This window comes from Thauera sp. SDU_THAU2, from assembly GCF_038260575.1.
In the GTDB taxonomy this organism is placed as follows: domain Bacteria; phylum Pseudomonadota; class Gammaproteobacteria; order Burkholderiales; family Rhodocyclaceae; genus Thauera.
Genome location: NZ_JBBWUN010000003.1, coordinates 1,371,765 through 1,397,355, shown reverse-complemented (window position 1 = coordinate 1,397,355; position 25,591 = coordinate 1,371,765). Strand labels below are relative to the sequence as shown.

The window sequence follows — 25,591 nt, the reverse complement described above, 5'->3', positions numbered from 1 at the left end:
AGACACCAAAAATGAAACGCCGGCCCGAGGGCCGGCGCTTCCGGATTATACGGACGGCAATGCCGCCCGCCACTCCGTTCAGGCTGTGGCTTTCGCCTTGAACACCTGGCGGTAGTGATGCAGCAGCGGCTCGGTGTAGCCGCTGGGCTGGGCGCGGCCGTCGAAGATCAGCGCACGGGCAGCCTGGTAGGCGATCGAGTCGTCGACGTTCGGCGCCATCGGACGGTAGGCCGGATCGCCCGCGTTCTGGCCGTCCACCACCGCGGCCATGCGGCGCAGCGTGGCATCGACCTGCTCGGCGCTGACGATGCCGTGGCGCAGCCAGTTGGCGATGTGCTGGCTGGAGATGCGCAGCGTGGCGCGGTCTTCCATCAGGCCGACGTTGTTGATGTCCGGCACCTTCGAGCAGCCGACGCCCTGCTCCACCCAGCGCACCACGTAGCCGAGGATGCCCTGGCAGTTGTTGTCCAGTTCCTGCTGGCGCTCCTCGGCGCTCCAGTCGGCCTTGGCGGCAACCGGCACGGTCAGCAGGCCGGTCAGCAGCGCATCGCGTTCGGCGGCGAGGTCGATCTTCTCCATGTCCTGCTGGATCGCGGCGACGTCGACCTGGTGGTAGTGCAACGCGTGCAGCGTCGCGCCGGTCGGCGACGGCACCCAGGCGGTGTTGGCACCGGCCTTCGGATGGGCGATCTTCTGTTCCAGCATCGCCGCCATCAGGTCGGGCATGGCCCACATGCCCTTGCCGATCTGGGCCTTGCCGCGCAGGCCGGCGGTCAGGCCGACCAGCACGTTGTTGCGCTCGTAGGCCTGGATCCAGGTGCTGGTCTTCATGTCGCCCTTGCGGATCATCGGGCCGGCTTCCATCGCGGTGTGCATCTCGTCGCCGGTGCGGTCGAGGAAGCCGGTGTTGATGAAGGCGACGCGGCTCTTGGCGGCGGCGATGCAGGCCATCAGGTTGACCGAGGTACGACGCTCCTCGTCCATGATGCCCATCTTCATGGTGTGGCGCGGCAGGCCGAGCAAGTTTTCGATGCGGCTGAACAGTTCGTCGGCGAAGGCGACTTCGGCCGGGCCGTGCATCTTCGGCTTGACGATGTACATGCTGCCGGTGCGCGAGTTGCCCTTGCGCGCGAGGTCGTGCATCGAGATCAGCGTGGTGACGACACCGTCCAGGATGCCTTCGGGAATCTCGTGGCCTTCGCCGTCGATGATCGCCGGGTTGGTCATCAGGTGGCCGACGTTGCGGATGAACAGCAGCGAGCGGCCGTGCAGGCGCAGGCTGCCGCCGGCCACGGCAGTGTATTCGCGGTCGGCGTTGAGGCGGCGGGTGATGGTCTTGTCGCCCTTCTGCACTTCCTCGGTCAGCGTGCCCTGCATCAGGCCCAGCCAGTTGCGATAGACGACGACCTTGTCGTCGGCATCGACCGCGGCGATGGAATCTTCACAGTCCATGATGGTGGACACCGCGGCTTCCACGACCAGGTCGTTGATGCCGGCGGCATCGGTCTTGCCGATGGCGCCCTTGCGGTCGATCTGGACGTCGATGTGCAGGCCGTGGTTCTTCAGCAGCACCGCGCTCGGCGCGGCGGCGTCGCCCTGGAAGCCGACGAACTTCTCCGGCTGCTGCAGGCCGACGGTGGAACCATTGGCGAGCGTGACGGCGAGCTTGCCATCGACCACGGCGTAGGCGGTCGAATCGGCGTGCGAGCCGCCAGCCAGCGGTGCGGCTTGGTCGAGCACCTTGCGGGCGAAGGCGATCACCCTGGCGCCGCGAACGGGGTTGTAGCCCTTGGTGATTTCGGCGCCGTCGGTCTGCGGGATGGCATCGGTGCCGTACAGCGCGTCGTACAGCGAGCCCCAGCGGGCATTGGCGGCATTCAGCGCATAGCGGGCATTCATGACCGGCACCACCAACTGCGGGCCGGCCTGCGAGGACAGTTCGCTATCGACGTTGGGGGTATCCACCTTGACGCCGGTCGGCTGCGGCAGCAGGTAGCCGATCGATTCGAGGAAGGCACGGAAAGCGGCCATGTCGGTGATCGGGCCGGGATTGGCGCGATGCCAGTTGTCCAGCTCGGTCTGCAGGCGGTCGCGCTCGGCGAGCAGTGCGCGGTTCTTCGGAGCGAGATCGTGCTACCAGCGCATCGAAGCCTTTCCAGAAGGCGGCGGCATCCACGCCCGTGCCCGGCAGGGCTTCTTCTTCGATGAAACGCTTCAGATTCGCAGCCACCTGAAGGCGATGGCAGTTCACTCTCTCGGTCATGTTGTACGCACTCTCTGGCATGATTCATGGGAACCCGGGCGCAGCACTCATGCAACGCGGGCGACCGCGAGGATGCGACCGATTTACGCTCTGGTCAAGGCCAACGCGCAAAAGTCCTCTATAAGACCTGAGATATACCTGCCCGGTCGACCCCATCGCCAGGAGGCGCCGAAGCTCATCGACACGCATGCGCTTCACCTGGCGGACACCGGGAGACGAATCGATTGGAGAAACAGGGAATGCCCAGTCCGACACTCACCAGGCACCAGACGCTGGTGTTGAATGCGCTGCAGCGTGCCAAGGAGCCGACCAGCGCGTATGCGCTGCTCGAGCAACTCCGCGACGAGGGAATCAAGGCTCCACCGCAGGTCTATCGGGCACTGGACAAACTGGTCGGTTGCGGACTCGCCCACAAGCTGGACAGCCTCAACGCCTTCGTCGCCTGTGCGCATCCGCACGAACACGCACATGGCTTGATCGCCTTTGCCATCTGCGGCCGCTGCGGCTCGGTGCAGGAATTTTCCGATCAGACCATCGAGCAGCACCTGAAGGACTTGTCGCAGGCCCACGCATTCAGGATGGAAAGCACCATCGTCGAAATCCGCGGTACCTGCGGAAACTGCCTGACGGCCTGAGGGCCGACTTCCACACCCTGCTGCTGGCGAAGCCTCCGCCTGGAGGCATGCACGCTCGTTGAAGCGTCTTTTGTTATGTTATAACATAACGAATCGTGCTTTTACTGTTTACTGAATCGACGAGCAATGAACGCAGACCTTTCCCAGCCGCAGCAGAAGAAACTGCCGGTGACCGTGCTCTCGGGCTTCCTCGGCGCCGGCAAGACCACCTTGCTGAACCACATCCTGCACAACCGCGAAGGCCGCAGGGTCGCGGTCATCGTCAACGACATGTCCGAGGTCAATATCGACGCTGCGCTGGTTCGCAACGGTGGCGCCGAGCTGTCCCGCACCGACGAGAAGCTGGTCGAGATGAGCAACGGCTGCATCTGCTGCACCCTGCGCGAAGACCTGCTGGTCGAAGTCGAACGCCTCGCCCGCGACGGGCGCTTCGACCAGTTGGTGATCGAATCCACCGGCATCTCCGAACCCTTGCCGGTCGCCGAGACCTTCACCTTCGAAGGCGAGGACGGACGCTGCCTCAACGACCTGGCGCAGCTGGACACGATGGTCACGGTGGTCGACGCCTGCAACTTCCTGCGCGACTACGGCTCGCGCGACAGCCTGCAGACGCGCGGCGAGTCGCTCGGCGAGGAGGACCGCCGCACCGTGGTCGATCTGCTGATCGAACAGGTCGAGTTCTGCGACGTCATCGTGCTCAACAAGATCGATCTGGTCGGCACCGAGGAGCGCGAGCGCCTGATGGCGATCCTGCGCGGCCTGAACCCGCGCGCCCGCATCGAAGTCGCCGAGTTCGGCAAGGTGGCGTTGGATCGTGTGCTGGACACCGGCCTGTTCGACTTCACCGCCGCCGCCCAGGCGCCAGGCTGGCTGCAGGAAATGCGCGGCACGCACGTACCCGAGACCGAGGAATACGGCATCGGCAGCTTCGTCCCCGCGCCCGCCGCCCCTTCCACCCCGAACGCTTCTTCGCCTGGATCGAGGACGAGTGGCCCGGCGTGGTGCGCTCCAAAGGCTTCTTCTGGCTCGCCAGCCACCCGACGATGGTTGGCTCCTGGTCGCAGGCAGGCGCAGTGGCCCGCCATGGCGTGGCCGGCTACTGGTGGGCCTCGGCACCGCCGGAGCACTGGCCGCAAGACCCCGAAGCCGTGGCCGCGATCAAGCAGTACTGGGACGAGGAAGTCGGCGATGCCCGCCAGGAAATCGTGCTGATCGGCATGGACATGGACGAGGCAGCACTGCGCACGCGCTTCGACTCCTGTTTGCTGACCGACGAAGAGATGGCACTGGGGCCGCAGGCGTGGACAGGCTGGCACAACCCCTTTCCAGACTGGCCCTGAACGTACCTCCGTAGCGCCCAAAGCAGGCCATGCGCGTGCACGGCGCGGGCCTCCCTTCGCCGGCAACAAGACTCCGATCCGTTCCATTCAATCCATCCAGCAGGAAGGAGGTTGTCCCATGCAAGTGCTGTCATCCCTCAAGGAAGCCAAGAACCGTCACCGCGACTGCCAGATCGTCCGCCGCCGCGGCCGCATCTATGTGATCTGCAAGAGCAACCCGCGCTTCAAGGCGCGCCAGGGCTGCGCGAAGAACAAGCACAAGGGCTGAACCCCGGACAAGCGCCGGCAGCCGTCGGATCAAGTCGAAACAAGGAAAGGATGTCGAAGATGGATGTGAATCGTGAAGTCGCCAGGGCCTGCCTGCTCGCGCTGGCGGCATGGGGCAGCAATGCCTGGGCCCAGGCACCGGATGCCGCGCACAACAGCGCCGACAGGCGTGAAACAGTCGCGGCTCTGCCATCCATCGTCGTCACCGCCACCACCTCGGCACGGGAGGTGGCCGATGCGCCCGCCAGCGTTGCCGTAATCGACGGTGAATCGCTTCGCCAGCGTCCCGTCAATGACCTCGCCGATGCCGTGCGCAACTCGCCCGGCATCGGCCTGGACGACCTCGGCATGGGACGGCGCGGCATTTCGATCCGCGGCATGAGCTCCGAACACACCCTGATGCTGATCGACGGCCAACGCATCAACTCGTCCGGATCGGCCATCGCCCATTCGGACTTCGAACTCGGCTGGGTGCCGACGGAAGCCATCGAGCGCGTGGAAGTGGTACGCGGGCCGATCTCCTCGCTGTACGGCTCCGAGGCGCTCGGCGGCGTGGTCAACATCATCACCCGCTCCGCCACCGACCGCTGGCGCGGTTCGGTCAGCACCCAGGCACTGATCAACGACCACAGCCTGGACGGCAATCAGTACAAGGGCGGTTTCTACGTCAGCGGACCGCTGCTGCCGGGCACCCTGGGGTTCTCGGCCTGGGGCGAATACCGTCACCGCGACGCCTTGCGCGACGAGGCCAATACCACGCTGACCGCACTCGACGACCAGCGCGCGAAGACGGGACATGTCGGGCTGAGCTGGACGCCGGACGATCGCCAGCGCATCGACCTCGCGGTCGATGCCGGCAACGAGGAACTGGACGGCGTGCGCGGCGCTTCGGGAAGAGCGATCTACCGCAGCAAAAACGAAGTCCAGCGCCGCCGCTACGCCCTCACCCATGCCGGTAACTGGAGCTGGGGCGACAGCCAGCTCCGGCTGTACCGCAGCACGCTCGAGCGCAAGGCCTGGCGCAGCGACGGTGCCGACGCCACCGGTCCGAACCGCTTCGTCGATACCGTGCTCGACGGCCGGGTCGGTTTCATCGCGGGCGAAGTCCACAAGCTCACCTTCGGACTCGAAACCCGGCGCGAGAGCCTGGAAGACCCGAGCGTCAACCGCTCCGGCAAGAAGGCGCTGAACCATCATGCGCTCTTCGCCCAGGACGAGATCCTGCTGGGCGAGCGTTGGGAGCTGGTGCTGGGCAGCCGCTTCGACCACCACGAGGACTTCGGCTGGGAAACCAGCCCGCGCGCCTATCTGCTGTTCCGCCCCGACGACGCGCTGACCTTGAAGGCTGGCGTCGGCCGCGGCTTCAAGGCGCCCACGCTGAAGCAGCTCTCGCCCGAATTCGAGTCCCGCGCCGCCATGGGCGGGCGCGGCATCATCCGCGGCAACCCTGAGCTGGAGCCGGAAACCAACCGCTCGTTCGAACTCGGCGCGACCTACGAGCTCGGCCGCTGGTCGGCCAGCGCGACGGTGTTCCGCAACGACGTCCGCAACCTGATCGAAACCGTGCGGCAGCCCACCTGCTCCGAACGCGGGCGCGTCTGCCTGAACTACGAGAACGTCTCCCGCGTGCGGCTGCAAGGCCTGGAGCTGACGGCAGCGGCGGATCTGACTGCCCAATGGCGGCTGGACGCCAACTACACCTGGCTGGACGCGCGCGACCGCAGCAGTGACGAGCGCCTCGCCGACCGTTCCCGCCACCGTGCCAACCTCACGCTGGCCTGGGCACCGCAGGATCGGCTCGCCACCCGCGTGCGGGCGGAATACGTCGGCTCGCAGTACCGTTCGGCCACCCTCGGTGAACGCCCGGGCTACACCCTGGTGCACTGGTATGTGGACTATGAACTGAAGTCCGGCCTCAGCCTGCACGCCGGCATCGAGAACCTGAGCGACAAGCGCCTGGCCAACGACGATGCCGATCTCTACGGCCGGGCGGACGAAGGGCGGCGTTACTTCGCCGGCCTGAGCGCGAGCTTCTGATGCCGGCACTGCGTCTGTTTCGGGCGCTGTGCTGCTGCCTGGTACTGGGTCTGTCCGGCCCTGCGGCCGCAGCACAGCCGGAGGTGCTGGTATTGCACAACGGCTTCGTCTCGGCCGAGAAATTCCAGCGCCTGCAGCCGTTTGCCGCGCAGGAAGGTGTCGAGCTGCGCCATCTGAACGTCGACGACAGCCCGGCGGCGAGCCTGCGGGAAGCCGCGGCGGCGGCTGCACTCGTCGTGCTGGACGTGCCGAGGCCCAATGATCGCGCAACGGTCACGCAGCGGCTCGAACAATCGTCTGAGAGTGAGCGGCCGGTTGGAAACCTGCGGAGCCTGACCGTCGGCGGCGGCCGGCCCGCATGGGCAAACCTGCCGCCGCAATACGGCGGCGCCCTGGCCGCGCTGTATGCCGCGGGCGGCGAGGACGGCTTCCGCCGCTTCTTCGCGCTGGTCAAGGCCATCCACGAGGAACGCCAGCCGGACGCGAGCCTGCTCGCACCACCAGCGCTGCTGCCTGCCACCGGCTTCTACCATCCCGAGGCACCGCAGGTCTTCACCAGTCTCGACGCCTATCTGGACTGGCATGCAGCCCGCCCGCAAGCCGCGCCAGCCAAGGGCCGTGTTGCCTTCCTCGCCCACTCCGGCGCGGTCTCGGACATGCTGACCCGCGAGCTCGACGAACTGATCGCACGCAGCGAGGCAGCCGGCATCGTGCCGGTGGTGTTCTGGTTCGATGCCTCGGCGCCGGACGGGCTGGCCGGTCTGCTCGCCGGCGGCAGCATCGACGTGCTGGTCAACCTCACCCACATGCAGAACGGCGCCGCCCGCAGCCGCGACTTCCTCGCCCTCGACATCCCCGTCATCCAGACCCTGCGTTTCCGCGAAGGCGAAGCCGCCGACTGGCCGACTGCGCCCAGCGGCGTGGCGGCCAGGACAACGGCCGTGTTCCTCGCCGGCCCCGAGGGCTGGGGCCTCAGCGACCCGATCGTGCTGTCCGCCAGCACCGCCGGTATCGAAGCGCTGCTGCCCGAACAGGCCGATGCACTGATCGGCAAGCTGGGCAAACTCATCGCCTTGCGCCACACGCCGCCCGCCGACAAGAAGCTGGCGCTGATGTTCTGGAACTACCCGGCCGGCGAGAAGAACCTCGGCGCCTCGAACCTGAACATCCCGCGCAGCATCGTCTCGATCCAGGCCGCGCTGGCGGAACAGGGCTACGCGGTCGGCGAGCCGGTCAGCGAAGACCAGGTCATCGCAGCCGGCCAGCGCCTGCTCGGCGCGCTGTACGGCAGCGTGCCGCTGGACGATCTGCTGGCCGAAAACATGGCCGGCCTCTACCCGCTGGCCGCCTACGAACGCTGGCTGGCCACCCTGCCCCCGCAACGGCAGCAGGAACTGCGCCAGGCCGGCGATCCGGCCAAGCATCACGCAGTGCGCCAGATCGACGGTCAGCGCTACTTCGTGATCCCGCGCTGGCGGCTCGGCAAGCTGCTGGTGATGCCGCAGATGCCGCGCCATGCCGACGCCCATCGCCACTACCACGACACGGCCAGCGCCCCCGATCCGCTCTACATGGCGGCCTATCTGTACCTGCAACAGCAGGAAGCCGCCCATGCGCTGATCCATCTCGGCACCCACGGCACCCAGGAATGGCTGCCCGGCAAGGACAGAGGCCTCGCCGCCAGCGACTACCCCTGGCTGGCCGTGGGCGATCTGCCGGTGCTCTACCCCTACATCCAGGACAACGTCGGCGAAGCCATCCAGGCCAAGCGCCGCGGCCGCGCGCTGATCATCAGCCACCAGACCCCGCCTTTCGCCCCGGCCGGGCTGTACGACCAGTTGCGCGACCTGCACCACCTGATCCACGAATACGAACAGCTCGACGAAGGCATGGTGCGCGAGCGCGTCGCCGGGCAGATCCGCGAAGCCGCCATCGCCGCCAGCCTGCATGCCGACATCGGCTGGACAGCCGAGGCAGCCGAGCGGAATTTCCCCGCCTTCCTGCAGGCGGTGCACGATCAGCTGCACGAACTCGCCCGCAGCGCGATGCCGCTGGGTCTGCACACCTTCGGCCAGCCGGCGGATCAGGCGCACCGCATCAGCACCATCATGCAGCAGCTCGGCAAGCCCTTCTACGCTGCGCTCGGCATCGACCAGGCCGAACTGTTCGTCGCCGATCATTCGGCGCTGCAGAACAGCCCGGCCTGGCGCGCGGTCGAGCAACTGCTCGATCCACAAGCCACCGATACCCTGCCCGCGGCTGTAGCCACCTTCGCCGAACGGGCACGCGAACTCGAGCAACGCCTGCACGACACGCAGGAGAACGAAGCGCTGCTGGCCGGGCTGGCCGGCCGCTTCGTTCAACCCGGCGCCGGCGGCGATCCGGTACGCAATCCCGAGGTGAGCAGCGGCCGCAACCTGTACGCTTTCGAGGCCGACAAGATTCCCGCCCGCGCCGCCTACGAATCCGCCGCCACGGCCTACGCGCAACTGGTGGACGCCTTCCGCGCCGAGAACAAGGGCGAATGGCCGCAAAAGATCGCCTTCAGCCTGTGGTCGTCCGAAGCCATCCGCCACCTCGGCATCACCGAGGCGCAGATCCTGCATGCACTCGGCCTGCGCCCGGTGTGGGATGCCGGCGGCCGCGTCATCGCACTGGAGATCATTCCCGCCGCGGAACTGGGCCGGCCGCGCAGCGACGTGGTGGTGCAGGTTACCGGCGTCTATCGCGACCAGTTCGACGGCTTCATGCGCCTGCTCGACGACGCCTTGACCCGCCTGGCCGAACTGGACGAAGTGGACAATCCGATCGCCGCCAACAACCGCCGCATCGCAGCAGCCCTGCACCAACAGGGCATGAGCGCCGACGGGGCCATCGCGGCTGCCCGCTACCGCATCTTCGGCAACGCCCCGGGTGAGTACGGCACCGGCGTGCCGCACCTGGCGCTGGCATCGACCGAATGGGACGACGATGCCGCACTGGCCGAACAATTCCTCTCCAGCAGCCGCCACGCCTACGGCAGCCAGGGCTGGGGTACGGCGGCGGCACAAGGCAATCTGCTCGCCGAACAATTGCGCGGCACCCAGCTCGCGGTGATGTCGCGCTCGTCGAACCTGCACGGCGTGCTCTCCACCGACCATCCCTTCGAGTTCCTCGGTGGACTGTCGGCGGCCGTCCGGCACCTGGACGGCCGCCCGCCCCAGTTGCTGATTTCCGATCTGCGCAGCAGCGAGGTGCGCACCGCCGGGCTGTCCCGCTTCCTCGCCGACGAGCTGCGGACACGCTATCTCAATCCGCAGTGGATCGCAGCGATGCAACACGAAGGTTATGCCGGCACGCTGCAGGTGCTGAACGCCACCAACAACCTGTTCGGCTGGCAGGCGATGGATGCCTCCACCGTGCGCGACGACCAGTGGCAGGCGATGTTCGACACCTATGTGACGGACAGCCGCGGACTCGGCACGCGTCAATGGTTCGAGCAGCACAACCCGACCGCCCAGGCGCAGATGCTGGAACGCATGGCCGAGGCGATCCGCAAGGGCTACTGGAACGCATCCGAAGACACCCGGCGGGCGCTGGCCCAGCGCTGGCAGGAACTCGAACAGCAGTTCGACGTGGACACCGGTGCCGCAAAGACCCGGCGCTTCATCGCCGAGATGGCCCAGCCGGATATGGCCCAGGCCGACATGGCCCAAGGCTTCGGCCTGAGCGCCACGCCCGCCCCGGATACAGCCTCAGCCACTGCTGCCGAACAGCCCGTCCCGGAGAGCGCCGAAGCAGCACCCGAAAGCGTGCAAGGCCAGGTGCTGGAGCCGGTCGAACCATCCCCACAGCACGACTCGCGCCAGCACTGGGTGCTGGCCCTGATGCTGCTGCTGATCGGCGCCGGCGCGCTGCGGCAGCTCATCGACACCCGCAAGAACGAAACCCTTCCCTGAGGAAACATGACCGCATTCGCCGCAATCGAAACCCTGCTCTACGACGTCTCGCGCCTCTTCCTCGCGCCGGTGATGCTGCTGATCGGCATCGCCCTGGCCTACGCGCTGGTGATGCTCGGCGCCTTTGCCGTCGAAGCCTGGCAGCGCAACAGCAACACCCATCCGAAGGCGCTGTTCATCCACGCCCGGCAAGGCACGACCGGACAGACGCCGATGGCGAGTGACGACCTGGAACTGTGGATCATGAAGCGGCTGGAATGGCTGCGCATCGTCTCGCGCACCGCGCCGATGCTCGGCCTGATCGCCACCATGATCCCGATGGGCCCGGCGCTGCTGGCGCTGGGCAGCGGCAATGCGGCGGAGGTGGGCCGCAACATGGTGGCGGCCTTTTCCGCAGTGATCCTGGCGCTGCTGGCCGCCAGCATCTGCTTCTTCATCCTCGGCATCCGCCGGCGCTGGCTGCTGCAGGACCTGCGCGAACTGGAACGGCAACGGGAGGTACTAGGCTGATGCGCTTCCTCGACGAAGACGACAACGACCCGATGCTGTCGGTCGTCAACCTGATCGACCTGTTCCTCGTCATCATCGGCACGTTGATGGTGGTCATTGCCCAGAACCCGCTCAACCCCTTCACCCAGAACCGGGTGGTGGTGGTCGAGAACCCGGGCGAAGCCGACATGCGCATCACCATCAAGGACGGCCAGGAACTGACGCGCTACGAATCCAGCGGCGAAATGGGCAAGGGACAAGGCTCGCGCGCCGGCATTACCTACCGCCTCGATGACGGGCGGATGATCTACGTGCCGGAGGATTGAACTAGCCCGGAACACCTGCTGCCGCACGCCTGGACGACTCCAGCGGGGAAACTGACGGCAGCCGCTAGCCCGGCAGCAGCTCGAAAGACGTTCGCCCGAGCACCTGGCCGTTGACCAGAATCTCCATTGCATGATGGCCCGGATAATGAACCCGGGTCGTGAAGTTTGCGATGGTCTGCCGCTTGCGGACCCGCTCGACGGCATTCCCGGCCAATTCCAGGACCTTCAGTTTGAAGACCTTGGGCGCGACGCTCCCCGATTTCTTCACGTAATGGATTGCGTAATCGACCACCAGGCGCTGCGTCTCGTTCGTCGTCGAGGACAGCACGAACTCGAGCTCGATCGATTGCCCCAGCCTGATAACCGGCGGTGAGAGGCCCAAGTCCGTGAGCTTTACCTGTGGCTCACCACCTGCGCCGATCACTGCCAGGGCACGGGGCTCCCCTTTCTTGATCAGACTCCGCAGCGCGTGCTTTGCGATCCATGCGGTGCCGGCATCGCCAAGCGGCCAGCGCTCGATGCGATCGAGCGCCCAGGCAGGGTTGTCCTTTGCGATGTCGTTCAGATTGTTGGCAACCGACCGCCGAACATAGAGGCTTGGGTCGTCCTTGAGAGCATCGAGTATCGGCACGAGCGGTGACGGGTCGAGCATCAGCGGCTTGATTCGGAACGACCACGGCAAGCGCGGCCGGCTGCCTTCGCTGGCCAGGCGGCGCACATGCTCGTTGTCATCGCGAGCCCACGCCTCCATGACCTTGAGCGTGCGCGGGAGATCGCGCCGCAGAAAGTGGCGCACCGCAAACTCCGAGCTTCCGAAATTCGTGAAAAACTTGAGCGCGTCCATCGACGTCTCGAAATCGTCCGTTCCATAAAACGCGACGTATTCGGGCAGAACCAGGGTGATGAACCTGTTGTTCAGACGCGGTGCCAGCTCGCGTAGCGTTGCGACATTCGAACGGAAATCTCCGGGCAGTGCTACATGCAGGCCTTCTGCCACGCGCTTCACACGGGCCATCAGGGAGAGTCGATCGAGGTCGCCGAAGCAGGCGAGGAAAGATTGCCGGTCGAATGCCGAAGAAACCTGCCCGGCCTCGTCCGCGAAGTGCTGAATGCACTGTTCGTCGAATATTTCCTTCAACGCCGGCGCTGCGTCTGCTGCCTGTCCGACCATCTGCATCCCTCATCGAATAACGAAACATATGGGACACCTTCACACCGTCAGGATTCATGATCTGTTCCCGCGGCATCAGGAAGGCAAAGCATGTGGAAGCAATCGATCAATCTTCCGCACGGGACAGGGACCGAATCACCGCGTTGACGCGAGCAGGCTCGGTGATCTCCATCCATTGCAGATGAGAAAACCCGGGATCGTCACGCAGCGCCGAGAATTTGATTCTGTTCCTGGAGAAGGTCGTGAATGACCAAAGCAGTACCGACTCCCTGGACAGGAAAGCCATGCGCAGTGACTCACGATTGCCGTTGAACAGCTCCGTGCGCCTGATGCCACGGCTTAGCGTGCGCCAGAACACCCGTGAGAACACTGTAGCGCGGCCGAAGTTGAGCCAGACGACGTGCGTGGCACGCGACCACAACAGTTCGCGTACTGCGCTGTAGTTTCCGTCGGCCACCCAACGCTCACCCGCGGTGGCCTCACACACGGCGCGCCTGAACTCTTCAGGCGGCACGGCAACCCAGTCCGGCCCCCAATAGAGCCGATCGAGCTCGATGCATGGGCAGCTCATGGCCTTCGACAAGGCATTGGCGAAGGTGGTCTTCCCCGATCCGCTTGTGCCGACAACGATGAAGCGCATGTTTCCTGGAACTCGGTGATCAAACCATGAGGCGTGCTTTTGAGGGTTCTTCGCATAGAGCGGTCAGGACAAGCAGCGTCCGGAACGCCTGCACAGCCCCAACGAAAAACGGCGGCACGAAACGTACCGCCGTCCGGGATACCGATGGGCCTGGCTTTCGCCGCAAGCTGCCGGCCCACCGGCAGATTCTGGAGCCCCCTCAAACAGGCATGTTCATGATGTCCTGGTACGCGGTGACCAGCCGGTTGCGCACCTGCACCATCTGCTGGAAGGACAGATTGGCCTTCTGAAGGTTGACCATCACGTCCTGAAGATTGACGTTGGGGTCGCCGGCGGAAAATTCCTGCGCCATCTGGCGCGCTTCGGACTGGGCCGCGCTGACGTCCTTGAGGGCGTTGTCGAGCACGTCGGCGAAGTTGGCGCCGCCCGCCACGGGCCCAGCCGGCTCCACAGGCTTGTTCTGTGCAGCCTGGGATACCGAGCGCAGTTCGCTCAACATCTGGTCGATTCCACGGGTGTCCATGCTTGCTCTCCGGTCCAGGTCTTCGGCCTTGTGATCTGTCTGCCGATCTTCGGTTCCCCGGCCTGTGTCGCTCTTTGTGTCGCTGTTGACGTCAGTCTAGCAGAGCAAAGCCCGTGCCACCGCTGTCGAGTCCGCCCGCCGGCTAGACGTCGTAGCCTTCGTCGCGGTACTGCTGCAGCTTGTAACGCAAGGTTCGTTCCGAAATCCCCAGCTTTTCGACGGTTTTCTTGCGCGATCCGCCCAGTTCGCGCAGCGTGCCGAGGATGTGCTCGCGTTCGAGATCCTTCATGTTCGCCGGGCGGGTGGCCTGGGCTGCTGCGGCGACGGCCTCGGTCTGCGGTGGCAACGACTGGCTGGCGGCAAACATTGCCGCCGGCGCGGCAGGCGCCTTGCTTGGCGCTGCGGCAAAATCTGCCGCCGGAGCGATCTGCACCGCCGGCGCCGCTGCGGCGCCGTCCCAGTGCGGCAGGCACAAGCGCAGCGTCTCGGCGCCGACGGTGTCACCGGGCGTCAGGATCAGCGCGCGCTGCAAGGTGTTCTCCAGTTCCCGCACGTTGCCCGGCCAGCCGTAGCTGGGCAGCAGGCTCTCGGCCTCGGCCGCCAGACGGGCCTGGCGCTTGAGCCGCGCAGCGTGCTGGCCGAGGAAATGGCGTGCCAGCGGCACGATGTCGCCCGGCCGCTCGCGCAGCGCGGGAATCGCGATCGGAAACACGTTGAGCCGGTAGTACAAATCCTCGCGGAAACGGCCCGCGGCGATTTCCTTCTGCATGTCGCGGTTGCTGGTGGCCAGCACCCGGATGTCGAGCGCCACCGGCTTCTTGCCGCCGACACGCTCGACTTCGCGCTCCTGCAGCACCCGCAGCAGCTTGGCCTGCAGGCCGAGCGGCATTTCGGAGATCTCGTCGAGCAGGATGGTGCCGCCCTGGGCCTGCTCGAACTTGCCCGGCTGCGCAGCCTGCGCGCCGGTGAAAGCGCCCTTCTCGTAGCCGAACAGCGTGGCTTCGAGCAGGTTCTCGGGAATCGCCGCACAGTTGATCGCGATGAAAGGGCCGCTGCTACGCGGCGAATGGCTGTGGATGTAGCGCGCGAAGACTTCCTTGCCGGTGCCGGACTCGCCCGACAGCAGCACCGTGGCGTCGGTCTCGGCCACGCGCGCGGCCAGTGCCAGCAGGTTGCAGGTATGGGGGTCTTCGGCGACGGTGTCCTCGGCGGCGGGCGACAGCGCCGCGTAGCGCCGCACGTTCTCCAGCAGCACTTCGGGTTCGAAGGGTTTCATCAGGAAATCGCAGGCGCCGCCGCGCATCGCCGCCACCGCCTTGTCGACGTCGCCGTAGGCGGTCATCAGCAGCACCGGCAACTGCGGCTGGCGCAGGCGGATCTCGTGCAGCAGTTCGAGGCCGTCCATCGGCTGCATGCGCAGGTCGGTGACGACGAGGTTGAAGCGCTGGCGTTCGAGTTCGGCCAGCGCCGCCGGTCCGCCATCGACGCCGGTGACGCCGTGGCGGGCCATCTCCAGCGTGAAGCACACGGCGTCGCGCAGCGCGGCATCGTCCTCGACGACGAGAATGTTCAGGTGTTCGATCATGGCGGTGACGGCGAAGAAGTCGTGTCTGCCGGCAGCTCGAGCGACATCGGCAGACTGAGGATGAAGGTGGAACCCTGGCCGGGCGCCGAACGCAGCAGAATGTCGCCGCCGTGGCCGCGCGCCACGCCGCGCGCGATGGCGAGGCCGAGGCCGGTGCCTTCGGCGCGCGTGGTGAAGAAGGGCTCGAACAGGCGCTCCTGCAGCTCGGCCGGAATGCCCCGGCCTTCGTCGCTGACGGCGAAGCGCACCGCGGCCACGCCCAGGCCGCTGTCGGCGGCCGGCACGCTTGCGACTTCGAAGCGCACGCAGCCGCCCGCCTCGCTGGCCTGGATGGCGTTTTCGAGCAGATTCGTCAACGCGCCGCCCAGTGCCTTGCGGTCACCAAGGAGTTCGGTGTCGCCGCAGCCGCAGTGTGCGTCGAACTCGATCTGCTTCGCCTTCGCCAGCGGCTCCAGCGTATGGGCGAGTTCCGCTGCGAGCTCGCAGACGTGGAAGCGCTGCCGCCCCAGGCTGTCGCCGCGGGCGAACAGCAGCATGTCGCGGATCAGGCGTTCCAGGTAGCGCAGGCGCTCCAGCGCGCGGTCGGCGACGTGGCTGCGCTGCGCGGCGTCGAGCTCGGGCTGGCGCAGGTTGCCGGTGTAGAGCAGCGCGGCGGCCAGCGGCGTGCGCAGCTGGTGCGCCAGGCCCGCGACCATCTCGCCCATCGCCGCGAGCCGTTCGTTGCGCTCGGAAGCGAGGCGCATGCGGTGGGTTTCGGTGATGTCGTGCAGCAGCACGATGCGCTCGTCGCCCGATTCGAGCGCGGATTCGGACAGCGACAGCCGCCGCGGCTCGTCCGCGCTGCCGCCCTCGCCCGGCGCTGCGAAGCTGAACTCGCCCGGCGTCTCGGTGGCCTGCAGGCGCGCCCACGCGGCGCGCCAGGCGGTGCCGACCAGTGCGCCGCCGAACAAGGCCTCGGCCGCACGATTGACCTGGACGACGAGGCCCGCGCGATCGACGACGACCACCGCTGCCGGCAGCGCGCCCATCAGCACCGACAGCCGCTCGGTCAGTTGCCCGACCTGCGCCTGCAGCGCGTTGTAGGCGGTCGACAGTTCCTCGGAAGCGCGGTTGAACAGCGCAAACGCCTCGGCCAGCTGCGCCGCGTCGAGAGGGGCGGCCGGCGTTCCGGCGGCCGGCGACCCGGCAACCGGCGCTCCGGTGCCCTGCAGTCCGGCAGCCGCCGCTCCGGCAGAAGAATGGCTGGGTTCCGTATTCACGCCCTGCACTCTAATCATGGTGGGCACTATCTTAGCCGGCAAACAGGCGGCAAAAAATGCCGCTATTCGCATGACCACCCTTGCCAGGGCCGCGTGACAATGCGTCCATCCGAAAAAGTGGACCGCCATCATGGCCGCTGCCGAGAACACTGCCGAGATGCCCATTGGAGGCATACCCGCCGGGGGCATACCCGCTGGCGGCGAACCCGCCGCCGAGCCTACTCGCCTGCAGCAGGCGCTGCAGAACGTCAAGGCGCTGACGCAGCAGCAGAAGATCGCCGCTGCCGCCGCGCTCGCGCTGACGATCGCGCTGATCGCAGCCCTGCTGATGTGGAACCGCCCGCCCGACTACGCGGTGCTGTACTCCAACCTCGACGAGCGCGACGGCGGCCAGGTCATCGCCACGCTGCAGCAGCAGAACGTGCCCTACCGGATGTCGGCCACCGGCAATGCGATCCTGGTGCCCAGCGCGCAGGTGCACGAAACCCGCCTGCGCCTGGCCGCGGCCGGCCTGCCCAAGGGCGGGCTGGCCGGCTTCGAGCTGATGGACGGCCAGAAGCTGGGCATCTCGCAATTCAACGAACAGGTCAATTACCAGCGCGCGCTCGAAGGCGAGCTGTCGCGCACCGTGCAGTCGATCTCGGCGGTCGACAGCGCCCGCGTGCACCTGGCGATGCCCAAGCAGACCGCCTTCCTGCGCGACGACCAGAAGCCGACCGCGTCGGTGATGGTGAACCTGCGCCCGGGACGCATCCTGGACGAGAACCAGGTCGCCGGCATCGTGCACCTGGTGTCGTCCAGCGTGCCGCGCATGACCGCCGAAGGCGTCAAGATCATCGACCAGAGCGGCAAGCTGCTGACCGAACGGGCCGACCCGCTGATGCGCGCCGGCCTCAACGCCAACCAGCTGCAGTACGTGCGCATGGTCGAGGAAGGCCTGATCGAGCGCATCGACAACATCCTGGTGCCGCTGTTCGGCAAGGACAACTTCCGCGCCCAGGTCACCGCCGCCGTCGATTTCAACCAGGTCGAGCAGACCGCCGAGACCTACAAACCCAACCCTTCGCCCGACCAGGCGATCCGCAGCCAGCAGACCACCGAGACCATCAACCCGCTGCAGGGGCCGCAAGGCATTCCCGGCGCGCTCACCAACCAGCCGCCGGTGCCGGCCACCGCGCCACTCAGCGTGCCGCCGGTCGGCGAAGGCCAGCAGGGCTCGCAGGGCGTGATCAGCAGCAACCGCAGCGCGGTGCTCAACTACGAAGTCGACCGCAGCATCCAGCACATCAAGCAGGCGGTCGGCCAGATCAAGCGCCTGTCGGTGGCGGTGGTGGTCAACAATCGCACCGTTCCCGGCCCGGAAGGCAAGCCGACCCGGGTGCCGCTGACCGACGAGGAAATCGCCCGCATCACCAACGTCGTGCGCGAAGCCGTCGGCTACAACGCCGACCGGGGGATTCGATCAACGTCGCCAACAACGCCTTCGCCCGCGACCCGGACGACGCCGCGCCGCCGCTGTGGAAGGATCCGGAAATGGTCGAGCTCGGCCGCGAAGGGCTGAACTGGCTGCTGATCCTGATCGCGATCCTGCTCGCCTACTTCGGCGTGCTGCGCCCGCTGCTGCGCACGGTGATCCCGCCGAAGGAAAAGCCGGCCAGGGACGCTCAGGGCGAGCCGGGCCTGGGCGGCGAAGCCGGCGACGAGGACGAGGACGGCGTGGTCGTGTCGCTGTCGGGCGGAGACGAAGCCGACAGCTACGAAAGCCGCCTCGCCCGCGCCCGCGAGCTGGCCCGCGACGATCCCAAGACCGTCGCCAACCTGATCAAGGAATGGCTGGGCGTGGCCGAGGAGGGCCGCAAGTGACGACACCCGAAGAAGGCCTGGAAAAGTCCGCGCTGCTGCTGATGACGCTCGGCGCCGACGAAGCGGCCGAAGTGCTGAAGCACCTCGGCCCGCGCGAAGTGCAGCGCCTCGGCATGAAGATGGCGAGCATGCCGCCGCAGTCGCGCAGCAAGGTCGGGCCGCTGCTGGACGAGATGATCGAGCATTTCGCCAAGGGCGCGCTGATCGAATCCGACGAGGAACAACTGCGCCTGATGCTGACCAAGGCGCTGGGCGACGAGCGCGCCAGCCACCTGCTCGCGCGCATGATCCAGGGTTCGGACACCGCCGGCATCGAAAGCCTGAAGTGGATGGATGCCGGTACCGCCGCCGACCTGATCAAGAACGAGCATCCGCAGATCATCGCCACCATCCTGGTCCACCTCGAATTCGACCAGGCCGGCGAGATCCTCACCCATTTCAGCGAGCGCCTGCGCAACGACGTGGTGCTGCGCATCGCCACGCTCGACGGCGTGCAGCCTGCCGCGCTGCGCGAACTGAACGACTCGCTGACGCGCATGCTGGCCGGCGCATCGACGGTCAAGAAGGCCTCGATGGGCGGCGTGCACCATGCCGCGGAGATCCTCAACTTCGTCGGCTCGACGTACGAGACCAGCATCATCGACAACGTACGCGAATACGATCCCGAACTGGCGCAGAAGATTCTCGACGAGATGTTCGTGTTCGAGAACCTGCTCGACATCGACGACCGCGGCATCCAGACCGTACTGCGCGAAGTCCAGTCCGACTCGCTGATCGTCGCCCTCAAGGGCGCGCAGCCGGAGCTGCGCGAGAAGATCTTCAAGAACATGTCGAGCCGCGCGGCCGAGATGCTGCGCGAGGATCTCGAATCCCGCGGCCCGGTCCGGCTGTCCGAAGTCGAGGCCGAACAGAAGGAAATCCTCAAGATCGTCCGCCGCCTGGCGGAGGAAGGCCAGGTCATGATGGCGGGCAAGGGAGGCGACGATGGCTTCGTCTAAGCTGCCGGGATCCAGGAGCGCTTCGTGAGCATTTCCCGCCACCAGGCCGTGGGCGCCTATCGGCGCTGGACACCGGAGGATTTCGACGCGCGGGACGAACCCCCTCCCCCGGCAGGCGCCGACGCCCTTGCCCCGGCCGAACCCGAAGCCGTTCCCGACGCGCCCGAGCCCGTCTACAGCCTGCCGCCCGATCTGAAGCTGCCCACGGCGGAGGAAATCGAGCGCATGCACGAGGAAGTCCGCAATGCCGCGCGCGAGGAAGGCTGGCGCGAAGGCCACGAAGCCGGGCTGGCGGAAGGCATGGCCGAAGGCGAACGCAAGGCCTACGAGGAAGGCAAGGCGAGGACCGAAGCCGAAGCCGCGCGCGTGCTGGCGCTGGCCGATCGGCTCGAGCAGTCGCTGGCCGAAATCGATCGCGAAGTCGCCGAGGAGTTGATGGCGCTCGCCATCGAACTGGCCCGGCAGATGGTCCACCACACCCTGCACCTCCACCCCGAGACCGTGCTCGACACCATCCGCAACGCCCTGCAGCAGTTGCCACAGGGCAATGCGCAGATCCGGCTGCATCCGGACGACCTGGCGCTGGTGCGCGAGAACCTGGGCGAACAGCTCGCGCAAGCCGGCCACCGCCTGCAGGAGGATTTCGACCTGCAGCGCGGCGAATGCCGCATCGACACCCAGGGCGCCCAGCTCGACGCCACGCTGGAGACCCGCTGGCGGCGCGTGCTCGAATCGCTCGGGCGCGACCACATGCGCTTCTCCGCCGCCGATCCGGAGCAGCCGGCAACAGGCACTGCAACATGAAACACGGCAGCGAGCTGTGGCGCGACTTCCTCGCCGACGGCCGCCGGCTGGTCAGGGACGCCAGCGCCTTCGAGATTTCGGGCCGGCTGACCCGCATCAACGGCCTCGTCATGGAAGCGGCCGGGCTCAAGCTGCCGCTGGGTTCCGGCTGCCGGATCCTGATCCCGGGCGGTGGCTCGGTCGAGGCCGAAGTCGTCGGCTTCAGCGGCGAAAAGCTGTTCATGATGCCGACCGACGACATCTTCGGCCTGGCCCCCGGCGCCCGCGTGCTGCCGATGGAAATGGGCGTGCCGCGGCTGGTGCCGGGCAAGCGCATCGGTCCGCGCCGCCGCGCCGCCGACCGCGCCAAGCACCTGCCGGTGGGCGACGCCCTGCTCGGCCGCGTCATCGATGGCGCCGGCCGGCCGCTCGACGGCGCCGGCCCGCTGACCACGCAGGAAACGCGCTCGCTGCAAGGGCGCGCGATCAACCCGCTGTCGCGCGCACCGATCCAGCAGCCGCTGGACGTCGGCATCCGTGCGATCAACGCCCTGCTGACCGTCGGCCGCGGCCAGCGCCTGGGCCTGTTCGCCGGCTCCGGCGTCGGCAAGTCGGTGCTGATCGGCATGATGGCGCGCTACACCTCGGCGGACATCATCGTCGTCGGCCTGATCGGCGAACGGGGCCGCGAAGTCAAGGAGTTCATCGACCAGAGCCTCGGCCCGGAAGGCCTGGCGCGCTCGGTGGTGGTGGCCGCACCGGCCGACACCAGCCCGCTGATGCGGATGCAGGGCGCGGCCTACGCAACCACGGTGGCGGAATATTTCCGCGACCAGGGCAAGCAGGTGCTGCTGATCATGGACTCGCTGACGCGCTACGCGATGGCGCAGCGCGAGATCGCGCTGGCGATCGGCGAACCGCCGGTCACCCGCGGCTACCCGCCGAGCGTGTTCGCCCGCCTGCCGGCGCTGGTCGAGCGCGCCGGCAACGGCCCCGAAGGCGGCGGCTCGATCACCGCCTTCTACACCGTGCTGGCCGAAGGCGACGACCAGCAGGATCCCATCGCCGATTCCGCCCGCGCCATCCTCGACGGCCACTTCGTGCTGTCGCGCAGCCTCGCCGACCAGGGCCACTACCCCGCGATCGACATCGAACAGTCGATCTCGCGCGCAATGCACGGCCTGGTCGGCGACGATCACTTCGCCGTCGTACGCCAGTTCAAGCAGTTCTTCTCGCGCTATCAGCGTTCGCGCGACCTGATCGCGGTCGGCGCCTACCAGCCGGGCGGCGACCCGGTGCTGGACACGGCAGTGCAGCTCTACCCCAGGCTGGAAGCTTTCCTGCAGCAAGGCATCCACGAGCGCGAAGCCTACGACGGCGCCCTGCAGAAGCTGGCACAGGTATTTTCCGCCTGAGTGTGACATTTTGCACGGGCGACCGCAGAATGTACGGCACGCCTGCGGCATATGACGATTAGAATTTGGCGCCCATCTCTCCGTCGCCGGGGCACCCGAACGACGCGCCGCCACCTCCATGAGTCCTCGCTTCCACCTCCAGCCCCTGCTCGACCTCGCCCAGACCCGCACCGACGATGCCGCCCGCCAGTTGGGCGAGCTGGTGGCGGCCGAACGCGACGTGGCGCAGAAGCTGCAGATGCTCGAGGACTACCGGCGCGAATACAACGACCGCTTCGTCGAAGCCGCGCGCGAAGGCCTCAGCCCGGACGCCTGGCGCAATTACGGCGCTTTCATCGCCCGCCTGGATGAAGCCATCCTCGCCCAGCGCAAGCTGGCGGAGCAGTCGCAGCAGTTGACCGCGCAGGGGCAGCAGCACTGGCTCGCCCAGCGCAACAAGCTCAAGGCTTTCGACACCCTGTCGCAGCGCCACCAGGCGGGCCTGGCCCGCGTCGAGGCCCGCCAGGAGCAGAAGATGGCCGACGAGCACGCCGCACGCCTCGGCCGCGCCCACCGCGACGGCGGCAGCGACACTCCGGATTGAGCGGTCGATGGCTTGCCGATCCATCTGCCGCCACATCTCGCCGGCATGGCATACCTCTTGCATCGAGAGCCCTGCTCATCCTGTTCCAGAGGCGCCAGACCATGCCCGCAACCGTTCCATCTTCCAGCCTGGCTCAAAGCCTGCAAGGCAAGACGACCCACAAGTGGTCCAATCAGACGACGCTCGCCGGGCTGATCGGCCCCGGCAACCAGTCCTCGCCCTCCTTCTCCCGCACGCTGCAGAACCAGTTGCGCGAATCGCCTGCCCAGTCGGCCCAGCCTCCGCGGGCGAACGCTGCTCCGGCGCACATGCGCGACGCCGAACGCAGCCAGCAGCGCAGTACCGCCCGCGAACCGGAACCCTCGCGGGCGCAGCCTGCCGACCCGGCGGCCGAATCCCGCGGCAGCGAAAGCGCCGCGCGGCCGGACGAAGCCGCCCGGGGCAGCGAAACCCGACGCGAGCATGGCAAGGCTTCACCGCATGAAGAGCAGGCGGCAACGGCCGAGGCACCGGCAGAGACGCCCGTCGATGCGGCCGCGATTGCCGGCCTGCCGGCAGCGATTGCCGCCATGCAGGCCGACGACGCTGAAGCTGCCGCGGATGACAGCGTCGGCAAGGGACTTCCAGAATGCCGAGCTGCTGTCGAAAGGCGGCTCGAAGTCGGCAGACGCCGGTACGCATGCCAGCCAGGGGGCGCAAGGACGATTGCCGGTCGCGGCATTCATCGCCGACAAGGCGGCGGCTGCGGCGCAGCCCCTGAAGGCCGGGGGCGAGGACACCGCGGTCCAGCAAACTGCTCAGCCCGGCGGGCACCACGGCACCAACCTGCTCGGCGTGCTGCGCCATGCGCCAGGGCCGGCGCCGACGCCGCAGTTGCCCGTCCAGACGCCGACCAACCGGCAGACCTGGGCCGAAGACGTCGGCAACCAGGTGCGCTGGATGATCGGACGTGCCGAAAGCAAGGCCGAACTGGTGCTGACGCCACCCAACATCGGCAAGCTCGAAGTGTCGATCTCGCTCAGCGGCGACCAGACCACGGCGCAGTTCGTCGCCTCGAGTCAGGCCGCGCGTGACGCACTCGAGCAGGCATTGCCCCGCTTGCGGGAGATACTCCAGCAATCCGGCATCAACCTGGGACAAGCCGATGTCAGCACCTCCGAGGATCGCGGCACGGGCAGCGAGGGAAGCGGCAAGGGCAGCGGCGGACAGGGCCGGCACTCCGGCGGCGAGGCGATCGCAGGCCCGGCCGGCAGCAGCCAGCCCGCGGCATGGCTGCGACAACACGACGGATTGGTCGACACTTTCGTCTGAAGCGCATGAATTGGGGCCGCTCTGCCCCACTTTTCGGCGCTTCGCGGCGTGCGATCTTCCGCAATAATTCAGGCAAGGCATCAGGAGATTTGCATGGCCAAGGCGCCAACCAGACCGGAAGCAGCTGCAGAAGCCGCTCCCAAGGGCAAGAGCAAGCTGCTCATGATCATCGTCATCGTGCTGCTGCTCGTGCTGATCATCGTCGCCGGCGGCGTCGGCGCGCTGCTGTTGCTGAAGAACAAGGGCGGCAGCGACGACGGCGGCGCCACGCCTGCCGCCACCGCACCGTCCGCCTCGCCGCCGGCGCCGGTGGTCGATCTGTCCAAGCCGCCCACTTTCGTGCCGCTGGACCCCTTCACCGTCAACCTGCGCCGCGAAGAAGGCGACCACTACCTGCAGACCGTGATCGTGCTGCGCGTCGCCGACGCCAAGACCGGCGAAGGGCTCAAGGCCTTCATGCCGGAGATCCGCCACCGCATCAACCTGCTGCTGTCGAGCCGGCTGCCTTCCGAGCTGTTCACCACCGAAGGCCGCGAACTGCTGGCGACCAGCATCGTCGATGAGGCCAATGCCGCGCTCGGCTTCCCGGTCCAGACCGACGCCCGCGGCCGCACGACCTCCACCGGTCCGATCCAGGCCGTGCTGTTCAACTCCTTCATCATCCAGTAGCGGACGCGCACGCCATGTCCTCGGATTTTCTCTCCCAGGAAGAAGTCGACGCCCTGCTGCGGGGCGTGACCGGAGAATCCGACGAACCCGAAGTTGAGGAGCAGTCGACCGAGGGCGTGCGCCCCTACAACCTGGGCACGCAGGAACGCATCGTGCGTGGGCGCATGCCCACGATGGAGCTGATCAACGAACGCTTCGCGCGCTACCTGCGGATCGGCTTCTTCAACTACCTGCATCGCAACACCGAGGTTTCCGTCGGCCCGATCAAGGTGCAGAAATACGCCGAGTTCGTGCGCAACCTGGTGGTGCCGACCAACCTCAACCTGGTCACGGCCAAGCCGATGCGCGGCACCGGGCTGGTGGTGTTCGACCCCAACCTGGTCTTCCTCGTCGTCGACAACATGTTCGGCGGCGACGGCCGCTTCCACACCCGCGTCGAAGGCCGCGACTTCACGCCGACCGAGCAGCGCATCATCCACGGCATGCTCGAAGTGGTGTTCACCGAATACGCCAAGGCCTGGGCGCCGGTGTTCAAGCTCGAGTTCGAGTACGTGCGCTCGGAGATGAACTCGCAGTTCGCCAACATCGCCACCCCTTCCGAGATCGTCATTTCGACGACCTTCTCGCTGGAGATCGGCGGCGCCCAGGCCGAGATGCACGTCTGCTTCCCGTACTCGATGCTGGAGCCGATCCGCGACCTGCTGTATTCGACGATGCAGAGCGACCACATCACCTCGGACCGGCGCTGGATCAAGCTGCTGTCGCACCAGCTGCGCTCGGCCGACGTCGAGCTGTACTGCAATCTCGGCAGCGCGCGCGTCACGCTGCGCGACATCGTCGACATGCGGGTCGGCGACGTGATTCCGCTGAACGTGCCCGAGCTGCTGCAGGCCGAGATCGACGGCGTGCCGGTGCTCGAATGCAGGCAGGGCACCAAGAACGGGCAATACGCCATCCGGGTGGAGCGCTTCCTCGCGCAGGAAGAAGAGCCTTCACCCTTGTTAGCTGGAGGCCAGAATGGCTGACGACAACCAGATTACCGACGACGATTGGGCCGCCGCGATGCAGGAACAGGCCGCAACCGAAGCCAGCCAGTCCGGCGACAGCGAGGCCGACCGCGTCGCCGCCGAACTCGCCGCTGCGGCGATGGCGGACTCGCCCTACCAGGCCCGTCCGGCCAGCCAGATCTTCGAGGATTTCGGCGCCGGCAGCCCCGGCAAGAGCTCACTCAACGACTTCGACATGATCCTCGACATCCCGGTGCAGATCACCGTGGAGCTGGGGCGCACCAAGCTGACGATCCGCAACCTGCTGCAGCTCGCCCACGGCTCGGTGGTCGAACTCGACGGTCTCGCCGGTGAGCCGATGGACGTGCTGGTCAACGGCACGCTGATCGCGCAAGGCGAAGTCGTCGTCGTCAATGACAAGTTCGGCATCCGCCTGACGGACATCATCAGTCCGGCCGAGCGCATGCGCAAGATCCGCCACTGAACGTC

At 67.0% G+C, this 25,591-nt stretch carries 21 protein-coding genes and 3 pseudogenes; 17 read left to right on the top strand and 7 right to left on the bottom strand.

Going from position 1 to position 25,591, the window contains the following annotated elements:
- Positions 1–78 precede the first annotated feature (78 nt).
- Positions 79–2,263 (bottom strand): annotated as a pseudogene (locus AAFL97_RS07790) (malate synthase G).
- A 239-nt stretch (positions 2,264–2,502) separates the two neighbouring features.
- Here AAFL97_RS07790 and AAFL97_RS07785 point away from each other — a divergent pair.
- The 8 genes and pseudogenes from AAFL97_RS07785 to AAFL97_RS07750 all read left to right on the top strand — a co-directional run bounded on the left by AAFL97_RS07785 (position 2,503) and on the right by AAFL97_RS07750 (position 11,295).
- Positions 2,503–2,898, top strand: coding sequence for a Fur family transcriptional regulator (locus tag AAFL97_RS07785; protein WP_341644421.1), 396 nt, complete (start codon positions 2,503–2,505; stop codon positions 2,896–2,898).
- Positions 2,899–3,024: 126 nt separating this feature from the next.
- Positions 3,025–3,666, top strand: a pseudogene (locus tag AAFL97_RS07780) (GTP-binding protein); the annotation flags it as partial.
- Entirely contained in the window at positions 3,579–4,238 is a 660-nt protein-coding gene (locus AAFL97_RS07775) for a GTP-binding protein (protein WP_341647116.1), read from the top strand. The pseudogene AAFL97_RS07780 and the gene AAFL97_RS07775, both read left to right, overlap by 88 nt.
- Positions 4,239–4,356: 118 nt before the next feature.
- Positions 4,357–4,506, top strand: a complete 150-nt coding sequence (gene ykgO, locus AAFL97_RS07770) for a type B 50S ribosomal protein L36 (RefSeq protein WP_263460172.1) — start codon at positions 4,357–4,359, stop codon at positions 4,504–4,506.
- Between the two features lie 59 nt (positions 4,507–4,565).
- Positions 4,566–6,542, top strand: a complete 1,977-nt coding sequence (locus tag AAFL97_RS07765) for a TonB-dependent receptor domain-containing protein (RefSeq protein ID WP_341644420.1) — start codon at positions 4,566–4,568, stop codon at positions 6,540–6,542.
- Positions 6,542–10,480 (top strand): cobaltochelatase subunit CobN, encoded by a 3,939-nt coding sequence (cobN, locus tag AAFL97_RS07760; RefSeq protein ID WP_341644419.1) that lies wholly within the window; start codon positions 6,542–6,544, stop codon positions 10,478–10,480. Before AAFL97_RS07765 ends, cobN begins: the two co-directional genes overlap by 1 nt.
- Positions 10,481–10,486: 6 nt before the next feature.
- On the top strand, positions 10,487–10,990 hold the full coding sequence (locus AAFL97_RS07755; RefSeq protein WP_341644418.1) for a MotA/TolQ/ExbB proton channel family protein: 504 nt from the start codon (positions 10,487–10,489) through the stop codon (positions 10,988–10,990).
- Positions 10,990–11,295, top strand: coding sequence for a DUF2149 domain-containing protein (locus AAFL97_RS07750; RefSeq protein ID WP_341644417.1), 306 nt, complete (start codon positions 10,990–10,992; stop codon positions 11,293–11,295). Before AAFL97_RS07755 ends, AAFL97_RS07750 begins: the two co-directional genes overlap by 1 nt.
- Positions 11,296–11,359: 64 nt before the next feature.
- Here the strand turns inward: AAFL97_RS07750 and AAFL97_RS07745 are convergent, their stop codons facing one another.
- The 5 genes from AAFL97_RS07745 to AAFL97_RS07725 form a co-directional block, all read right to left on the bottom strand.
- On the bottom strand, positions 11,360–12,466 hold the full coding sequence (locus tag AAFL97_RS07745) for a DNA alkylation repair protein (RefSeq protein WP_341644416.1): 1,107 nt from the start codon (positions 12,464–12,466) through the stop codon (positions 11,360–11,362).
- Between the two features lie 106 nt (positions 12,467–12,572).
- Complete coding sequence (locus AAFL97_RS07740) at positions 12,573–13,106, bottom strand: hypothetical protein (protein ID WP_341644415.1); 534 nt, start codon at positions 13,104–13,106, stop codon at positions 12,573–12,575.
- A 199-nt stretch (positions 13,107–13,305) separates the two neighbouring features.
- Positions 13,306–13,629: a flagellar hook-basal body complex protein FliE gene (gene fliE, locus AAFL97_RS07735; RefSeq protein ID WP_263460165.1), complete on the bottom strand. Its 324-nt coding sequence runs from the start codon at positions 13,627–13,629 to the stop codon at positions 13,306–13,308.
- A gap of 142 nt (positions 13,630–13,771) precedes the next feature.
- The gene (locus AAFL97_RS07730; protein ID WP_341644414.1) at positions 13,772–15,214 is read right to left on the bottom strand and encodes a sigma-54-dependent transcriptional regulator; all 1,443 of its coding nucleotides are present in this window, start codon (positions 15,212–15,214) and stop codon (positions 13,772–13,774) included.
- Positions 15,211–16,482 carry a sensor histidine kinase gene (locus tag AAFL97_RS07725; RefSeq protein WP_445954530.1) on the bottom strand — a complete coding sequence of 424 codons (1,272 nt, stop codon included), beginning with the start codon at positions 16,480–16,482 and terminating at the stop codon, positions 15,211–15,213. Before AAFL97_RS07725 ends, AAFL97_RS07730 begins: the two co-directional genes overlap by 4 nt.
- A gap of 121 nt (positions 16,483–16,603) precedes the next feature.
- Here AAFL97_RS07725 and fliF point away from each other — a divergent pair.
- From fliF to fliJ, 5 genes and pseudogenes are all read left to right on the top strand, one after another.
- Positions 16,604–18,336: pseudogene (gene fliF, locus AAFL97_RS07720) on the top strand (flagellar basal-body MS-ring/collar protein FliF).
- On the top strand, positions 18,333–19,334 hold the full coding sequence (gene fliG / locus AAFL97_RS07715) for a flagellar motor switch protein FliG (protein WP_341644413.1): 1,002 nt from the start codon (positions 18,333–18,335) through the stop codon (positions 19,332–19,334). The pseudogene fliF and the gene fliG overlap by 4 nt, the downstream one beginning before the upstream one ends.
- A 24-nt stretch (positions 19,335–19,358) precedes the next feature.
- Positions 19,359–20,138: a flagellar assembly protein FliH gene (locus tag AAFL97_RS07710; protein ID WP_341644412.1), complete on the top strand. Its 780-nt coding sequence runs from the start codon at positions 19,359–19,361 to the stop codon at positions 20,136–20,138.
- Entirely contained in the window at positions 20,135–21,532 is a 1,398-nt protein-coding gene (gene fliI, locus AAFL97_RS07705) for a flagellar protein export ATPase FliI (protein WP_341644411.1), read from the top strand. The genes AAFL97_RS07710 and fliI overlap by 4 nt, the downstream gene beginning before the upstream one ends.
- A 118-nt stretch (positions 21,533–21,650) precedes the next feature.
- Entirely contained in the window at positions 21,651–22,115 is a 465-nt protein-coding gene (gene fliJ, locus AAFL97_RS07700) for a flagellar export protein FliJ (protein ID WP_341644410.1), read from the top strand.
- A 172-nt stretch (positions 22,116–22,287) separates the two neighbouring features.
- Here fliJ and AAFL97_RS07695 read toward each other — a convergent pair whose 3' ends face one another.
- Complete coding sequence (locus AAFL97_RS07695) at positions 22,288–22,425, bottom strand: hypothetical protein (protein WP_341644409.1); 138 nt, start codon at positions 22,423–22,425, stop codon at positions 22,288–22,290.
- 290 nt (positions 22,426–22,715) lie between these two features.
- Here AAFL97_RS07695 and AAFL97_RS07690 point away from each other — a divergent pair, with 290 nt between their 5' ends.
- From AAFL97_RS07690 to fliN, 4 genes are all read left to right on the top strand, one after another.
- Entirely contained in the window at positions 22,716–23,426 is a 711-nt protein-coding gene (locus tag AAFL97_RS07690; protein WP_341644408.1) for a flagellar hook-length control protein FliK, read from the top strand.
- 93 nt (positions 23,427–23,519) lie between these two features.
- On the top strand, positions 23,520–24,095 hold the full coding sequence (locus tag AAFL97_RS07685) for a flagellar basal body-associated FliL family protein (protein WP_341644407.1): 576 nt from the start codon (positions 23,520–23,522) through the stop codon (positions 24,093–24,095).
- Between the two features lie 14 nt (positions 24,096–24,109).
- Positions 24,110–25,120 carry a flagellar motor switch protein FliM gene (gene fliM / locus AAFL97_RS07680; protein ID WP_341644406.1) on the top strand — a complete coding sequence of 337 codons (1,011 nt, stop codon included), beginning with the start codon at positions 24,110–24,112 and terminating at the stop codon, positions 25,118–25,120.
- Positions 25,113–25,586: a flagellar motor switch protein FliN gene (gene fliN, locus AAFL97_RS07675; RefSeq protein ID WP_341644405.1), complete on the top strand. Its 474-nt coding sequence runs from the start codon at positions 25,113–25,115 to the stop codon at positions 25,584–25,586. Before fliM ends, fliN begins: the two co-directional genes overlap by 8 nt.
- Positions 25,587–25,591: the final 5 nt, after the last annotated feature.

What these genes read in the sequence shown, in the direction of transcription:
- AAFL97_RS07785 (WP_341644421.1), top strand. Translation starts at nt 2,503, where the DNA reads ATGCCCAGTCCGACACTCACCAGGCACCAGACGCTGGTGTTGAATGCG.
- ykgO (WP_263460172.1), top strand. Translation starts at nt 4,357, where the DNA reads ATGCAAGTGCTGTCATCCCTCAAGGAAGCCAAGAACCGTCACCGCGAC.
- AAFL97_RS07765 (WP_341644420.1), top strand. Translation starts at nt 4,566, where the DNA reads ATGGATGTGAATCGTGAAGTCGCCAGGGCCTGCCTGCTCGCGCTGGCG.
- cobN (WP_341644419.1), top strand. Translation starts at nt 6,542, where the DNA reads ATGCCGGCACTGCGTCTGTTTCGGGCGCTGTGCTGCTGCCTGGTACTG.
- AAFL97_RS07755 (WP_341644418.1), top strand. Translation starts at nt 10,487, where the DNA reads ATGACCGCATTCGCCGCAATCGAAACCCTGCTCTACGACGTCTCGCGC.
- AAFL97_RS07750 (WP_341644417.1), top strand. Translation starts at nt 10,990, where the DNA reads ATGCGCTTCCTCGACGAAGACGACAACGACCCGATGCTGTCGGTCGTC.
- AAFL97_RS07745 (WP_341644416.1), bottom strand. Translation starts at nt 12,466, where the DNA reads ATGGTCGGACAGGCAGCAGACGCAGCGCCGGCGTTGAAGGAAATATTC.
- AAFL97_RS07740 (WP_341644415.1), bottom strand. Translation starts at nt 13,106, where the DNA reads ATGCGCTTCATCGTTGTCGGCACAAGCGGATCGGGGAAGACCACCTTC.
- fliE (WP_263460165.1), bottom strand. Translation starts at nt 13,629, where the DNA reads ATGGACACCCGTGGAATCGACCAGATGTTGAGCGAACTGCGCTCGGTA.
- AAFL97_RS07730 (WP_341644414.1), bottom strand. Translation starts at nt 15,214, where the DNA reads ATGATCGAACACCTGAACATTCTCGTCGTCGAGGACGATGCCGCGCTG.
- fliI (WP_341644411.1), top strand. Translation starts at nt 20,135, where the DNA reads ATGAAACACGGCAGCGAGCTGTGGCGCGACTTCCTCGCCGACGGCCGC.
- fliJ (WP_341644410.1), top strand. Translation starts at nt 21,651, where the DNA reads ATGAGTCCTCGCTTCCACCTCCAGCCCCTGCTCGACCTCGCCCAGACC.
- AAFL97_RS07695 (WP_341644409.1), bottom strand. Translation starts at nt 22,425, where the DNA reads ATGTGCGCCGGAGCAGCGTTCGCCCGCGGAGGCTGGGCCGACTGGGCA.
- AAFL97_RS07690 (WP_341644408.1), top strand. Translation starts at nt 22,716, where the DNA reads ATGACAGCGTCGGCAAGGGACTTCCAGAATGCCGAGCTGCTGTCGAAA.
- AAFL97_RS07685 (WP_341644407.1), top strand. Translation starts at nt 23,520, where the DNA reads ATGGCCAAGGCGCCAACCAGACCGGAAGCAGCTGCAGAAGCCGCTCCC.
- fliM (WP_341644406.1), top strand. Translation starts at nt 24,110, where the DNA reads ATGTCCTCGGATTTTCTCTCCCAGGAAGAAGTCGACGCCCTGCTGCGG.
- fliN (WP_341644405.1), top strand. Translation starts at nt 25,113, where the DNA reads ATGGCTGACGACAACCAGATTACCGACGACGATTGGGCCGCCGCGATG.